Here is a 14,711-nt window from a genome sequence, read left to right on the forward strand (position 1 = left end):
CCCCCATCACCTTTCGATGATGGGGGTTTTATCATGAATGACATTTAACTATCAAGCCAGCTTGACAAGCTGCGCCTTCACCTTCTCCAACTTGTCATTCAGCTCCGCCAACTGAGCCCTATCGCGCTCCACCAAGTGCGCCGGCGCCTTGTCCACATAACCCGGCTTCTCCAGCTTGGCCGTCAGCTTGGCCAGCTCGGCCTCCACCTTGCCCTGCTCCTTGGTCAGGCGCGCGGTTTCCGCGGCTTTGTCCACTTCCACCTTCAGCATCAGGCGCGCTTCACCGGACATCGCCACCGGGGCATCGTCTTCCGGCAGCTTGGACACCAGCGTGCCTTCGGTCAGGCGGGCCAGCAACTTCAGGTAAGGCACGAAGTCGGCGATGGAGGCGTCGGCGGTTTCGATGAACAACGGCGCCTTGACGGCCGGGCCGATGCCCATTTCGCCGCGCAGGTTGCGCACCGCGTTGACCATCTCTTTGAACGCGTCCATGCGGGCGTTGGCTGCCGCGCTGATCTTGGATTCGTCCGCCACCGGCCACAGGGCCAGCATCAGCGATTCCGCCTTCTTGGCGTTGGCCAGCGGAGCCACGGTCTGCCACAGCTCTTCGGTGATGAAGGGCATCAGCGGGTGAGTCAGGCGCAGCGCCACTTCCAGTACGCGGACGATGGTGCGGCGGGTGGCGCGCTGCTGGGCTTCGTTGCCGGTTTGCAACTGCACCTTGGCCAGTTCCACGTACCAGTCGCAGTACTCGTTCCAGATGAATTCGTAGATCACCTGGGCGGCGATGTCGAAGCGGTAGGTTTCCAGCGCATTGGTGACATCGATCTCGGCCTGTTGCAGGCGGCCGATGATCCACTGGTCGACAAAGCTGTATTCCAGCGGCAGGCTTTCATCCTGGCCGCAGTCCTTGCCTTCCACGTTCATCATCACGAAGCGGGTGGCGTTCCACAGCTTGTTGCAGAAGTTGCGGTAGCCTTCGGCGCGCTTGAAGTCGAAGTTGACGCTGCGGCCCAGCGTGGCGTAGCTGGCCATGGTGAATCTGAGAGCATCAGTACCGTAAGCCGGGATGCCTTCCGGGAACAGCTTTTCCGTGGCCTTGGCGATCTGCGGGGCCTTTTCCGGGCGGCGCAGGCCGGTGGTGCGTTTTTCCACCAGCGGCGCCAGCGCGATGCCGTCGATCAGGTCCACCGGGTCGATCACGTTGCCCTCGGACTTGGACATCTTCTTGCCTTCGTGATCGCGCACCATGCCGTGGATGTAGACATCCTTGAACGGCACCTTGCCGGTGAAGTGCTTGGTCATCATGATCATCCGGGCCACCCAGAAGAAGATGATTTCGTAGCCGGTCACCAGCACGTTGGAGGTCAGGAAGGCTTTCAGGTCCGGGGTTTCTTCCGGCCAGCCCAAGGTGGAGAACGGCACCAGGGCCGAGCTGAACCAGGTGTCCAGCACATCTTGCTCGCGGCGCAGCGTCTTGCCCGGGGCTTTGGCCTGGGCTTCCGCCTCGGTGCGGCCGACGTAGATGTTGCCGTCTTCGTCGTACCAGGCCGGGATCTGGTGGCCCCACCACAGCTGGCGGGAGATGCACCAGTCCTGGATGTTCTTCATCCACTGGTTGTAGGTGTTGACCCAGTTTTCCGGCACGAAGCGCACTTCGCCGGATTCCACGGCTTCAATCGCCTTGGCGGCGATGGATAGTCCGGTGGCGTCGCCTTCGGCGACTTTGTTCATGGCCACGAACCATTGGTCGGTCAACAGCGGCTCGATCACGGTGCCGGTGCGGTCGCCGCGCGGCACCATCAGCTTGTGCGGCTTGGTTTCCAGCAGCAGGCCCTGGGCTTGCAGATCGACCAGCATCGCCTTGCGCGCTTCCTGGGCGGTGAGGCCGGCATAGGCGGCCGGCAGCTCGATGGTGCCTTGGGCGGCGCCATCGAAGCCGAAGATTTGCGCCTTGGCCAGGATCTTGGCTTCCAGGCTCATCACGTTGATCAGCTGGGTGTTGTGGCGCTTGCCCACTTCGTAGTCGTTGAAGTCGTGCGCCGGGGTGATCTTGACGAAGCCAGTGCCGAATTCCTTGTCCACGTACTCGTCGGCGATCACCGGGATGGTGCGGCCGGTGAGCGGCAGCTGCAGCTGCTTGCCCACCAGATGCAGGTAGCGCTCGTCATCCGGGGCGATGGCCACGGCCACGTCGCCCAGCAGGGTTTCCGGACGGGTGGTGGCGACGGTGACGTACTCGTCGCTATCCACCACCGGGTACTTGATGTGCCACATGTGGCCGTCTTCTTCCTCGGATACCACTTCGAGGTCGGAGATGGCGGTGCCCAACTTGGCGTCCCAGTTGGACAGGCGCTTGCCGCGGTAGATCAGGCCTTGCTCGTACAGACGGACGAAGACTTCGGTCACCACTTCGGCGCGGGCGTCGTCCATGGTGAAGTATTCGCGCTCCCAGTCCACCGAGCAGCCGACGCGGCGCATCTGGCTGGTGATGGTGCCGCCGGATTTTTCCTTCCATTCCCAGATCTTGCTGGTGAAGGCTTCGCGGCCCATGTCGTGGCGGTTCAGGCCCTGGTCGGCCAGCTGGCGCTCCACCACGATCTGGGTGGCGATGCCGGCGTGGTCGGTGCCCGGGATCCATACCGTGTTGTCGCCCTTCATCCGGTAATAGCGGGTGAGGCCGTCCATGATGGTCTGGTTGAAGGCGTGGCCCATGTGCAGCGTGCCGGTGACGTTGGGCGGCGGCAGCTGAATGGCGAAAGACGGCTTGGAGGTGTCCATGCTCGGCTTGAAGTAGCCGGCCTGTTCCCATTGATCGTACCAGCGGCGCTCGATGTCGCCCGGTTCATAGCTCTTGGCAAGTTCCATGGTGCTTAATCTTGGTTTTCTGAATGGAAAAATGGTTCGATTATAACCGGTTTTTAGCCATTCTCCGAGAACCCGCCCCGACAAGCCATGCCGTCACGCTCTACGGCCTGGCACACGCAGCAGTACCTTCAGGCAGCGCATTGGCAATTCATTTAAAAATTTTAATGAAAATAGATTAATCAAAACATTACAATGGAATAACCATCCCATCACTCAGGAGCCAAACATGCCTCATCATCACCATCATGACCACAACCATCACCTTGGCTGCGCCTGCTGCGGCCACTTGCCCAAGCTCGCAAACAGCGACGCGGCAGCGCAAGACTTGCTCGGCGAAATTGAGCAGGTCCTGCGCAAGACCTTTCCTCAGCAGTCGCAACAGGCGGTGATTTTCCACGGCGGCCCGATCCATACGATGGAGGCTCCGGCCAGCCGACGAGTCGAGGCGGTGGGCATCGGCGGAGGCGTGATCGTAGCGGCGGGCACGCTCCAGGAGGTGCGGGCGCAGATGGACCGAGCCAGGCACCACGTCACCGAGCATCATTTGAATGGCCACACCCTGCTGCCCGGTTTGATCGACCCCCACGTGCACATCCTGGGCAGCGCCCTGAATAAAGCCTGGCACAATGTGTCGCCGTTCCGAGGAAACTCCGAAAAAGACGCGGAAATCAGCCAGACCCTCAATGCGAATTACTCCATCGAGTTGCTGGCAGGATGGATACAATCCACGCTGAACGAGCCTGATGGGAAAAGCTTGCTGAAGGACAAGGATGGACAAACCATCTGGTTTATCGGCTACGGGGTAGACCCCTCATTGATGACCGCCTGGGGGAACATCGACAAAACCTGGCTTGACGATTTGCACCATGGGCAAGTCGAGGGCCTCAATCTCGCCATTTTGTTGATCAACGCCTCTGGCCATCTGGCTTATGCCAACAGCGCCGCCATATCGAGGATAGGCAGCACATCAAGCACTGGCGTGCTCACCGAACTGGATGTCACCCAGGCGATGAATATCGTTGCCGCCTCAACCACCACGCAAGAACAAATTCCGCAAGGAATAGCCCAGGTTTTGCGAAATGCCGCGCAAAGAGGCATCACCACGCTATTCGATCCCAGCATGGGCGTAAACGACAGCCGCAATTGCGCCGACAACCTGGAACTGTCAGCCCTGAGCCTGACCGCCGAACTAGGCCCGCTGCGCCTGGCGGGAAGCCTGTTCGCCAGCAAAAACCAGAATCTGGACAGCTGGCTTTGTGACGAGAGCCACTGGCAGTTGGACCTGAACAACCCGCCGGCATCGCGCTTCAGCATCAAGGGCATCAAGATGATTTACGACGGCTCCAATCAGGGCCTGACCGGTTATCAGAAAGAAGAATACGATTGTTTCGCGAACCCGCGCATTCCGCCCATTCCCGCCGTGCCGGAGGTCCCGCCCACCGGAAAAAGCAACTATGAAGGACATACAGGAAGCGAGGCCTTTCCCGCCATGCTCAAGCGCGTGCTGGACCAGGGCTGGCCCGCTTTGATCCACGCCAACGGCGACCGGGCGATGAGCGACGTGCTGGACAGCTACCAGCAAGCGATGACCGCGCCGGACGGCGCCATCGACGCGGCGAAAGCCAAGCTTCTGCGGCTGCGCGTCGAGCACGCCTCGCTGATGGACGATGCCGCGCTGGACAGAATGGCCGCGCTCCAGCTCAACCCCAGCTTTCTGATTGGCCACGTAGGCTATTGGGGCTATGTGTTCCAGAACACCATCTTCGGGCAGAGCAAGGCGGAAATGCTCGACCGCTGCAAGTCCGCGCTGGACAAGGGCATGCGCGTCAGCCTGCATTCCGATCACTTCGTATCGCCGCTGGGACCGTTGCGCATGGCTGAGCAAGCCATCTACCGCAAACAGGAAGGCGCCCCGGGCAAGGACAAGCCGATACTGAACGCAGAAGAAACACTCAGCCCTGAACAAGCGCTGCGCGCAGTGACGCTGGATGCCGCCTGGCATTGCCACCTGGACCACCAGGTCGGTTCGCTGGAGCCGGGCAAGCAAGCCGATTTGGTGATCCTTGAGCACGACCCGATGACTGAAACGGCGCTTCCTCTGCGCGACATCAAGGTCATCGCGACCTGGCTATCGGGCGCGCCGGTTCGCATTGAGCGCTGACTGAATCAGTAGCGGCGCCAAAGCGGCGGCCTGCCCGGCAACGGGCCGGCCGCTTGCTATATTCGAGCATGGAAAATGCCCGCGCCTCAGCAGGAGAATCGATTTGCCCACCCGTTCCCCGCCAGGGTTTCCGTGAGCAAGGCAGCGCAGTGCCTCGCCATGCTGCGGTTTCTCATGCTGATCATGGCCGCAGCTGGACCCACAGCCTAGCCATCAACGATCTCTGCTACGACAACATCAACTTTCTGCTGCAGCAGTCGGGCCGCGCCGACATCGTCAACATTCCCGCCAGCGACGGCTCCAACTCCGCGATGAACCGCATCCGCGAGGGCATCTCGCAACAGAAAGCCACCGTGGCCGAGCCCTGCAACCAGCAAGGCTGGCAACTGGCCAAGGAGCTGAGCCGCGGCTTCGTCAGCAGGCACTGTTGTCCCACCCTCACAACGGCGACATCGAAGACGACCAGACCTACCGCCAGCCCTACCTGGACACCTGGCTCAAAAAGCCCTGGCTCCCCCGTCTGTCCGGCGGCCCGCTGTCCTACACTCAAGCGATGCCATGGCTGGAAAACCTGATCTGCCGTTTGATTGCAAAGCATACGACTGATACTATTTAAATAATCTGGAAACAAAATACCGCAATGGACATATCCCAAAGCCTGGGCATAGACGGGATGCCGCTGTCAGCCGCCACCCTGAACTGCGGCGCGCTCTATCTGATCGCCGCGCCCGGCCCCGCGCTGGCCCAAGCGCTGTTGTTTGCCAATCTGCCCTCGGCCGGCAGCCAGCCCCTTGTCTGCGTCAGCAGGCAGCAGCCCGCGTCGCAGCAAGACACCGTCTGGCTGGATCGCCGCATCCATGCCGGCAATCTGCAGTTGCTGTCGCCGCGCCAGCCGCGCAAGCCTTCCGCACAACTGGCAAGCGCCTGCCTGGACGAACTGGCTCGCTGCCGCAAGCAGCTGCAGCCCGCCAATGGCGGCATGACGGTGGCGCTGGACCATGCCGAAGACTACTTGCCGCTGCAGCAGCCGGCGCAGGCGCGCCGCGTGCTGCAGGCCTGCAGCCATTGGGCAGCCCGCCACGGCCACGCGCTGCTATTGCTGCTGGACAGTTCCCAGCTGGATGCCGCGGCGTTGGCGGCCCTCAGTCAGCTGGGCCGCGACTGCGCCGGCATGGCCTATGCCGATCCGCTCGGCGACCGGCTCTACGGTTGGCAGATCGCCCACTGGCTGGGCGCGGCCCCAGGTGAAACCGCCAGGCTGCGCACGCTGGAGCTAAGCCCGCGCCATGTGCTGAGCGCGCAGAGGGAAGCCGGCGACAACGATGCGACTGGCGCGGCGGACGGCGGCGCCCGCCTCGCCACCGACGCCCTGCTGGTGCTGGCCACCAATGCGGCCCTCAGCGGCAACGCGCCGCCCACCCCGCACTGGCGGCTATTCGATGACCTGCCGCAGTTGCTGGAAGCCGCGCACGACGCGGTGGCCGCCACTGTGCTGCTGGACACCGCCAGCAACAAGAAGGAAGCGCTGGGCCAGGCCATCGCGCAATTGCGCCGGCAAAACGGCAAGCGGCTGAAAATCGTGGTGCGAGAAGTGGGCAACCGCCGGCTGCGCCAGAACGAAGAACAACTGCTATTGCGGCTGGGCGCCAACGCCGTGCTGCCGGCGGAGCTGCGTTTCGCCAGCCTGACCGGCATCGTCCACTCCTTGCGCCAGGCAGTCTACCAAGGCAGCGGCGAGGTCGAGGCCGATGCCTTGCGCGCCGCCAGCCGCCCGGAAACCGACCGCGGCTACCTGCCGCCGGCGCGCTTTGTCGAGATGGTGGACAATACGGTGCAGCGCAGCCGCGCCATCGATGTCAGCAATATGCTGATCCGGCTGCAGCCGGCGCTGGGGGCCACCCCGGCCGAACTGCTGGCGCTGGGCCGCTTCCAGCGCGCGGGCGACCTGTGCACCGCCGACCGCGACCATGCCTATCTGTTTCTATTCGCCTGCCGCGAAAGCGACGCCGACGCCGCGCTGGGCAACCTGTTCCGCATGCCGATAGGCGAAGTGGCCCAGTCGGAAGTGCGCAGCGCGGACAGCGACAGCATCCTGCTGGCGCTGTCGCAGCTGGCCCGGCAACCCGGCTTCGACAAGCTGCCGGACCTGAGCCGCCAGTTGTCCAACGCGCCGCAGCTGCGCGAAAGCCGCCACGCCCACACCGCGCCCACGCTGCAGCGCGCGCCCTTGCGCCGCCGCAGTGGCCAGTAAAGGTAAATCGATATGTTCAATCCCGAATTGAGCCAGCTGCAATTCATGGTGCTGCTGGCCGCGCTGGCGGCCGGCATCGCCGGCTACCAACTGCACGCGCGGCTGCTGCCCTGGATCCGCCGCCTACTGCTGCGCCGGATGCGCCACTTCCAGCCCCACCCCTATCTGCAACGCCTGCAACAGCAGGACGACGCGCCGCTGGCTAAGAGCCGGCACGCCGAGCCGGGCCACAAGCAAACATGAAATCCAGCCATTCCGCCACGCAAGACGCCACCGCCCTGTCGCTGGGATTGGGCGCATGGAGCGTCTACTTCATCGCCAAGCTCTTGCTGTCCTGGCAGGGCACGCTCAACTTCCATCCGCTGCCCAACCTCGCCTTCGCGCTGCTGCTGCTGATACCGGTCGCCGGCAAGATCCGGTTGCGCATCCGCGCCGCGCTAGCCTTGCTGGCCGGCGCGGCCCTGCTCTACCACGACAGCTGGCTGCCGCCGCCGGAGACGGCGCTGCAACAGCTGTCCACGCTCAAGGGCTTCAGCCTGCATTACCTGCTGGACCTCGCCGGCCGGGTGTTGTCGCTATCGCTGCTCACCGGGGCGGTGATCCTGCTGTGCGGCTACTGGCTGCTGTCGCGCTATCTGCGGCTGGGCACGCTGGTGATGATAGCCCTGCTGGGCGTGAGCGGACGCCAGCTGTGGCAGGACCGCGCCCCCGCCAGCCCGGCGGTGGCCGCCGACAGCGCCGCCGCTCCTGCCGCTGGTGGACAAAGCGCCCCACAGACGCCGGACCAGCAGCTGGCGACCTTCTTCAAGAACGAGGGGCAGCGCATGGTGAAGTTCCAGGGACCGCTGGCCGACCCCGGCTTCGACGTGCTGCTGCTGCACATCTGCTCGCTGTCCTGGGACGATCTGCGCACCGTGGGCATGGACCAGCACCCGCTGTTGGGACGCTTCGACTTCCTGTTCAGCAACTTCAACTCCGCCACGCCATACAGCGGCCCGGCCGCGCTGCGCGTGCTGCGCGCCAGCTGCGGCCAGCCCAAACACAGCGAACTGTACCAGAGCGCATCCAAGGACTGCTATCTGTTTGAAAACCTGGCGGCGCTGGGCTTCAAGACCGAGCTGACGCTGAACCACGATGGCAGTTTCGATGACTTCCTCAAACAGATCCGCACCGACGGCCGGCTCAACCAGCCGCTGATGTCTCAGCAGGGCTTGCCGGTGGGGCTGCGCTCCTTCGACAACAGCCCGATCTACAGCGACTACGCGGTGCTCAACCGCTGGCTGGAGCAGCGCCAGCAGGATGGCAACGCCCATGTGGCCGCCTACTACAACACCATCAGCCTGCATGACGGCAACCGCATCCCGAACGCGCCGGGGCTGAATACCATGGACAGCTATAAATACCGCGCCAACCGGCTGTTCGCCGATCTCAATCAGTTCATCGACCAGCTGGAAAAGAGCCACCGCAAGCTGATCCTGGTGCTGGTGCCGGAGCACGGCGCGGCGCTGCGCGGCGACAAGCAGCAGTTCAGCGGCCTGCGCGAAATCCCCACGCCGCACATCACCATCGTGCCGGCGGCGATCAAGGTTATAGGCGGCCAGGGCCACCCCGGCCAGACCCGGATCGACCAGCCCAGCAGCTATCTGGCGGTGTCCACCATTCTGTCGCGGATGATGAACAAAAGTCCGTTCGGCGCCGACTACCAGCCTGCCGAGTTCGCCCGCGATCTGCCCACGACACCGTATGTGTCCGAAAGCGCCAGCTCCATCGTGATGCAAAACGGCAAGCGCTTCCTGCTGCAGCAGGACGGCGGCGACTGGACCGACTACCCGGTGCAGTAAACATTGCCCGGCCAGCCCGCCCATCGCAAGACGCGGCCCCAAGCAGGGGCCGCTTTTTTTATGGCGGCGATTGCGCACCCGCTTGCTGACCGGCGGAACCGGCATGAACATTATCGCCCGCGCAGCAGGCGCCAAACCTCAACGCAGATGCCAATCAAAGAGAAATGCCGGCCACAACATTCTGTGACCGGCATTTCTTCCATCCTGGGCAACGCCATGCCCCGGCTATGGCTTGACCTCAGCCAAGGGCCACGGCGCCGGCAGCGCCTGCTGGCCGATCGGCGCGCCGACAGTGGCCTCTGCAGACGGGTTGGCCGCCTCCGCCCACGGCTCGTTCGCGACCCGGCGCGAACCTGACTTCAGCCGCAGCAGGTTGGCCTGGATGTCCTCGCGGTCCGGCGCGATGCGCGCCGCCCGCTCCAGCAACACGATGGCGCTACCCACGCTGCCGGCCTTGACTAGTTGCAGAGCCAAGCGGTTGATCGCCTCCGGCTGGTAGGGATGCTGCCAGTACCAGGCGCGCGCCGCGTCCAGCTCGGAAGCGGCGGCGGCCCCTCCCGCCGGCAGCAGCGTGGCGATGGCCAGGCAGCAATATGCAATCGACTTGAACACACTCACGCTATCCTCCTCAGAAGCTCGAATACGGCTGCAGCGGCGCCACCGGGAACGGCAGCGTCAGCGACGCGCCATCCGGCTGGTAGCGTAGATAGAACAGCGCCCGGCCCGGCTGGTAGTACTGCGAATGCTGATACTCCAGCATGCCGCCCAAGGCCAGCCGCGGCGTCAACTGGTATTCAAACGCGCCGCTCAGCGACACCCCCCAGCCAGGGCCGGAGCTTTCGCTGGTATAGAGATTGCCGGCCTGCGTCTGCAGGTCCGGCCGGGTTGGATAGAACGGCGACGCCGATTCGCGCGCGCTGGATATCGATGCCGAAGCCCGCGCCAGATAGCTCCAACGCTCGTTGCGCGCCGCGTAGCTGAGCGGCAGCGACAGCGAATTGTAGCGCTGCGGGCTGTAATAGCCTCCCTGGCCGAAAGTGAACTCGCCCAGGTTCTTCTGGAACCAGAAGTTGATGCTGTTGACGCCCAGCGTCAGTTGTCGGGTGGGCTCCTTCAGCAAGCGCCAGTAGACGCCGCCCATCGCGGTCAGCTTGCGGTTTTCGGCCACGTTTTCGCCGGTCAGCTGCTGGTAGGCGAAATTGGACCACACGCCGAAGCGTCCACCCTGGTCGTAGCCCAGGCTGCCGCCGACACCGGTCGCGACCACTCCGCCCCAGGTCTGGCCGGTATAGGGGTCGCGCACGCCGGCATAGCTGAGCAGGGAACTGGTCACCGGACGGCGCGAGACCTCCAGCTTGTAGTTGAGGAGGGAGACGCTGTTCGAATAACGGACGCCTCCTATCAGATTGGACACCGGGAAGCTTTGCGGCGTGCCGCCCATGTCCACCCGCCAATGCTCGTTCTCGTAGCCGAGGCCCAACGCCACGCCTTGCGCGGCCTGCGCGCCGAATTGTCCGGCGCAGCTCTGGACATTGTTGCCTGGCAGGGAGGAACAAGCGGCCACGGAGCCAAAGCGCTGCAGCGCGTAATTATTGTCCGGACTGTTGTCCAAGGAGCCGGCGTTGATGCTGACCGCGTCGGCGCGTAGGAAGTACTTGCCCTCGCGCGGGGCCGGCAGCTCCACCAGCAGCGGCGCCTGCCACATCGTCATCTGCGACTGGCCTGGCGTGCCATTGTCGGCGCTGCGGTAGGTCAGGTCCAGGCCCTGCCAAATCTTGATGCTGCGCGCGTCCAGCAGCTCGGCGTAATCTTCGTGCAGGGTTTCCTGCTGCGCGGATTCTGCCGGCACCGGCCGCAAGGGTTGCTGCCTCAGCAACAGGCCGCTGTTGGCGGTGGTCTGCACTCCCGCGGCTGCGGGAGCGAAGCCGGCGCGATACCAAGCCAGCGCTTGCTTCGGCTGATTCTTCTGCCGCGCGCGCCGCGCCGCCTGCCCCATCAGCGCTGGGCTTTTCACACCCTGGGCCAGCAGGCTGGCGATTTCCCGGTCCAGCCGCCGCGTGTCGCCGGCATCGCCCAGTCGCGCCAGCGCGCGCAAGCGGAAGTCCAGGCTGCGCCCGGGCTGGTCCCGCAGCAGCGTGTCCACTCCCTGGACGGCCAGACTCCGGTTGCCGGTCTTGATATACAGGTCAACCAGCTGCAGCCGGGCTTCGTCATCGTCCGGCCGCAGGCTTAGCGCCTGTTGCAGCCGGGCGCGGGCGGCATCCCAGCGGCCGGCCTCCATGTCGTAATCTGCCAGTTTGCGCTGCAAACGCGCGTCCTGCGGCGCGGCCAGCACCGCCTGGTTGAGGATGGCTTGCGCGCGGACATGATCGCCGGCCTGTTGCGCCTGATCAGCCTGGGCCGCCGCCAGCGTGGCCTGCAGGTCCGCCAGCTTCCGCTTCTGATCCTCGCTCATGTCCTGTCGCGTCTGCGCGGATGCCGCCAGCAGCGGCTCTGCCGCCGCGATATCGTCCAGGTCCAGCAGCAGGTCGGCGTAGGCCAGTTCGTTGTCGGTGTCCGGCTGCTCCAGATATTGCGACAGCAGCAGCTGGCGGGCATGGCCGGCGTCGCCCGCCCGCAACCAGGCTTGCGCCAGCTCGGAGAGCCGCGCCGGGTCGCCCTGCATCCAGCGCTCTGCGCTTTTCAGGCTCTGCCGCGCCTGTCCGGCCTGGCCCAGCGCCAGCCGGGCGTCGGCCAGGCGGATGATTTCGCGCAGCCAAATGCGGCGCTGCAAGGCCGTCATGCCTTCGCTGCGGGCGGCCGGCGGAATACGCTGCAAGGTGTTCAGCACCGCGCGGTCGTCGTCCAGCTTGGCCTGGAACAAGGCGTAGGCGTACAGGCGCTCTGGACTCGCAGCCGGAGCGTCGGCCAGTTGGCGCAGAATGGAGCCGCCCTTGCCGGCGTCGCCGGCCGCCAGCCAGGCATTGGCCAGCGCGAAGCGGTTCCAGGTGTTTTGCGGTTGCAAGTCCACCGCGCGCTGCAGATGCGGCAACGCCTGCTGCAACTGGCCTTTGGCCAGCAGGCGGTCTCCCAGCTCGCGCTCCACTTCGGCCCGGACGGATAGATAGGAAGCGCCCAAGGCGCGTTGCTGCTTTTGCGGCAGGCCGCCCAGCATAGCGTCGGCCTGCGCGTATTGGCCAGCGTCCAGATAGGTGCGCAACAGCCCGGCCAGGGCCTGGCCGCTATCCGGCCGGCTCTGCAAAGCCTGGCGGTACAGCTGCTGCGCGCGGGCGGTATGGTTCTGCCGCGCCTGCCAATCAGCGTCGGCCAGCAGCACGTCGGCGCTGGCGGGTTGCAGTTTGCCGGCCCGGTCCAGCAGCGCGCGCGCGGTCTGCCATTGCTGCGCCTGCATCGCGGTTTGCGCCTGCGCCAATATGTCGGCCAGTTGGGCGTCGGCGATGCGACGCTTCCAGCCGCTGTCGCCCGCTTGCTCCGCCTGCCCCTGGCGGTAGCTGGCCACCGCGTCGGCGTAACGGCCTTGCTTCTCGCGCAGGCGGCCCAGGCTCTTCAGATACTGCGGCTGCTTGGCGTAACGGCTGGCCGCCAATTGCAGGCTCTTTTCCGCCGCGGCCAGTTGGTTGCCGTCCAATTGCTTGTCCGCCGCCAGCAAAGCGCGGTAGGCCGGGTCGGCCAGCAGTTCGCGCTGCTTGCGCTGGTCTTCTTGCAAGGATGCCAGCCGGGAGCGGATCTGTTCGTCTTCCGGCGCCGCCTTGAGATAGGCGAGATAGGCGTCCTGCGGCAGGTCTGACTGCTGCAGCGCCCTGCGCCACAGGCCCAGCGCCTCGCTGCGGCTGTCGGCGAACTGGCTCAGCGCTTTCAGCTCGGCCAGCACCTGCGGCGTAACCGGCGGATGCAGCAGATGGATGCTGGCCAGCGCCAGGCGGTTTCTATGATTGGACGGGCTCTGCTGGATCAGCTTCTTCAACGCGGCCTGGCTGCGCGCCCAGCCGCCATTCGGCAGCCTGGCCACCAGTTGCCAGTACTCCAGCTCCAGCGCGCCTTCCGGCGGCGGCCCCCGGTAGAGCTCGTTGAAGGCGGCGTAGGCCTGCTCGAACTTGCCGCTATTGAACAGCGAACGCGCGGTCAGCAGCTTGTTGCGGTCGGGCCCCAGCACCCGGCGCATCTGCTCCACCCGGGCGATTCCGGAATAGTCCGGGTACAGCTTGCGCAGCTGCGCCAGCGTTTTTTGCGCATCCTTGTCCTGGCGCTGCTGCACCTGCACCAGCGCCTGCAGCGTCAGGGCCTCGGCCCGGTCCTGCGGCTTGGCGGCGTGGATGCGCTGCAATTTGTCCAGCGCCTGCTGCGCCTCCAGCGGCCTCCCCAGCGACTGCCACAGCCGCGCCTGCTCCAACAGCGCCTGCGCCGGGTCCACCGCCGCGGGCGCGGCGTGCAGCGCGCCGCTGAAACCCAGCGCCAGCATGGCGCTCAGGATGCAGCGCATGCGCCCTCCCAGGCCGGCTTGACTTCGCCGTTGGCCTTGAATTGATAGCGGCCCTGCTGCCAGCCCTGGCCGAACAAGGTCAAGACATGATCATAGTAGGCGTCCGGCCGCTCGGACAGCGGCATGGCCTCGATGCGCAGCAACTGCGTCTGCAGCGCCGCCTGCTCGCCCTGCGCTTGCAGGAAAGGCAGCAGCGCCATAGAAAAGCCTATCGGTCCCGAACCCTGGACCTTACCGCTGCGGGTGTCCACCATCTCGGGCGGCAGCCCGGTTTTGGCCACCTGCAGCGCCATCGGCTTGAGCTTGCCCAGCAAGGCGGCGCGCCCCGGCGCGTCCGGCGCCAGCATGCCGGCCCACAGGTAGACGCGGATGGCGTTGTAGCTGCCCGACGCCTTGCTGGCATCGTCGGCGGCGAAACCCTTGCGATAGGCGATCCAGTCCGGCGCGAAACCGGCCGGCGCGCTTTCCAGCAACATGCGCTGCGAAGTGCCGCGCAACACGGCCCAGCCTGAGCCCGGCAAGGCGTGCGCCATGCGCGCGACCAGCTGCGGCGGCAGGTAGCTGGGATTGAGCCGGGTCAGCTCCGACTTGGTGAAACCGTAACGGCCGGGCAGCAGGGTCGGCCCCAGGCCGGGCAGGTCCATCACCTCCTCGCGCAGGATGCGCAAGGCCAACAGCTTGCCCAGCGCGGTATAGCGCGGTTCGCGCCACAGCCGGCCGGCCTCCAGCAGGCTATAGGCGATCCACAGGTCGGAGTCGGACGCGCTGTTGTCGTCCATCACGTCCCACTTGCCATCGGGACGCTTGCCCCATTGCCAGGCCGGCAGGCGGGCGCTGAGGTCGCCGGCGGCCAGGTTGTCGCGCGTCCATTGCAGCAGCTTGTCGAAGGCCGGCCTGTCGTTGGCCACCAAAGCGAAGAACAGCGCGTAGCTCTGCCCCTCCGAGGTGGTCGGCTGGCCGTCCGAGCCGCGGTCCAGCACCCGGCCGCCATCCGGAATGAAATGCTGGCGGAAGTCCTGCCAGGCCGGCCAGCCGTCGCATGGCCCCGCCTGGGCAGCGAGCGCCAGCGCGCCCAGCGCCGCCAGGCACGCGCGTTGCAGCGCCTTCATC

10 protein-coding genes are annotated in these 14,711 nt (G+C 65.2%); 6 read left to right on the forward strand and 4 right to left on the reverse strand.

Annotated elements, in window-relative coordinates:
- Positions 1-51: 51 nt before the first annotated feature.
- A complete protein-coding gene (locus tag BI344_RS11045) occupies positions 52-2,868 on the reverse strand; it encodes a valine--tRNA ligase (RefSeq protein ID WP_071113005.1) in 2,817 nt (938 codons plus the stop codon).
- A 23-nt stretch (positions 2,869-2,891) separates the two neighbouring features.
- On the opposite strand from BI344_RS11045, the gene BI344_RS24380 reads away from it, so the two are divergent.
- The 6 genes from BI344_RS24380 to bcsG all read left to right on the forward strand — a co-directional run bounded on the left by BI344_RS24380 (position 2,892) and on the right by bcsG (position 9,121).
- The gene (locus tag BI344_RS24380) at positions 2,892-3,047 is read left to right on the forward strand and encodes a hypothetical protein (RefSeq protein ID WP_158020841.1); all 156 of its coding nucleotides are present in this window, start codon (positions 2,892-2,894) and stop codon (positions 3,045-3,047) included.
- 47 nt (positions 3,048-3,094) lie between these two features.
- Complete coding sequence (locus BI344_RS11050; protein ID WP_071113006.1) at positions 3,095-5,029, forward strand: amidohydrolase; 1,935 nt, start codon at positions 3,095-3,097, stop codon at positions 5,027-5,029.
- 149 nt (positions 5,030-5,178) lie between these two features.
- The gene (locus tag BI344_RS23870) at positions 5,179-5,604 is read left to right on the forward strand and encodes a type 1 periplasmic-binding domain-containing protein (RefSeq protein WP_139166965.1); all 426 of its coding nucleotides are present in this window, start codon (positions 5,179-5,181) and stop codon (positions 5,602-5,604) included.
- A gap of 65 nt (positions 5,605-5,669) precedes the next feature.
- Positions 5,670-7,280 (forward strand): cellulose biosynthesis protein BcsE, encoded by a 1,611-nt coding sequence (gene bcsE / locus BI344_RS11060; RefSeq protein ID WP_071113008.1) that lies wholly within the window; start codon positions 5,670-5,672, stop codon positions 7,278-7,280.
- 12 nt (positions 7,281-7,292) lie between these two features.
- Positions 7,293-7,523, forward strand: coding sequence for a hypothetical protein (locus BI344_RS11065; protein ID WP_071113009.1), 231 nt, complete (start codon positions 7,293-7,295; stop codon positions 7,521-7,523).
- Positions 7,520-9,121 carry a cellulose biosynthesis protein BcsG gene (bcsG, locus tag BI344_RS11070; protein ID WP_071113010.1) on the forward strand — a complete coding sequence of 534 codons (1,602 nt, stop codon included), beginning with the start codon at positions 7,520-7,522 and terminating at the stop codon, positions 9,119-9,121. The genes BI344_RS11065 and bcsG overlap by 4 nt, the downstream gene beginning before the upstream one ends.
- A gap of 225 nt (positions 9,122-9,346) precedes the next feature.
- On the opposite strand, the gene BI344_RS11075 is transcribed toward bcsG, so the two are convergent.
- The 3 genes from BI344_RS11075 to bcsZ are packed head-to-tail and all read right to left on the reverse strand — an operon-like array spanning position 9,347 to position 14,710.
- The gene (locus tag BI344_RS11075) at positions 9,347-9,739 is read right to left on the reverse strand and encodes a hypothetical protein (protein WP_139166967.1); all 393 of its coding nucleotides are present in this window, start codon (positions 9,737-9,739) and stop codon (positions 9,347-9,349) included.
- A gap of 10 nt (positions 9,740-9,749) precedes the next feature.
- Positions 9,750-13,601: a cellulose synthase subunit BcsC-related outer membrane protein gene (locus BI344_RS11080; RefSeq protein ID WP_071113012.1), complete on the reverse strand. Its 3,852-nt coding sequence runs from the start codon at positions 13,599-13,601 to the stop codon at positions 9,750-9,752.
- The gene (bcsZ, locus tag BI344_RS11085; RefSeq protein WP_071113013.1) at positions 13,586-14,710 is read right to left on the reverse strand and encodes a cellulose synthase complex periplasmic endoglucanase BcsZ; all 1,125 of its coding nucleotides are present in this window, start codon (positions 14,708-14,710) and stop codon (positions 13,586-13,588) included. The genes BI344_RS11080 and bcsZ overlap by 16 nt, the downstream gene beginning before the upstream one ends.
- Position 14,711 lies beyond the last annotated feature (1 nt).

It is taken from the genome of Chromobacterium sphagni (assembly GCF_001855555.1).
In the GTDB taxonomy this organism is placed as follows: domain Bacteria; phylum Pseudomonadota; class Gammaproteobacteria; order Burkholderiales; family Chromobacteriaceae; genus Chromobacterium; species Chromobacterium sphagni.

Coding starts and splice junctions, on each gene's coding strand:
- bcsG (WP_071113010.1), top strand. CDS start 7,520: ATGAAATCCAGCCATTCCGCCACGCAAGACGCCACCGCCCTGTCGCTG.
- BI344_RS11080 (WP_071113012.1), bottom strand. CDS start 13,601: ATGCGCTGCATCCTGAGCGCCATGCTGGCGCTGGGTTTCAGCGGCGCG.
- BI344_RS11065 (WP_071113009.1), top strand. CDS start 7,293: ATGTTCAATCCCGAATTGAGCCAGCTGCAATTCATGGTGCTGCTGGCC.
- BI344_RS11050 (WP_071113006.1), top strand. CDS start 3,095: ATGCCTCATCATCACCATCATGACCACAACCATCACCTTGGCTGCGCC.
- BI344_RS24380 (WP_158020841.1), top strand. CDS start 2,892: ATGGAAAAATGGTTCGATTATAACCGGTTTTTAGCCATTCTCCGAGAA.
- bcsE (WP_071113008.1), top strand. CDS start 5,670: ATGGACATATCCCAAAGCCTGGGCATAGACGGGATGCCGCTGTCAGCC.
- BI344_RS11045 (WP_071113005.1), bottom strand. CDS start 2,868: ATGGAACTTGCCAAGAGCTATGAACCGGGCGACATCGAGCGCCGCTGG.
- bcsZ (WP_071113013.1), bottom strand. CDS start 14,710: ATGAAGGCGCTGCAACGCGCGTGCCTGGCGGCGCTGGGCGCGCTGGCG.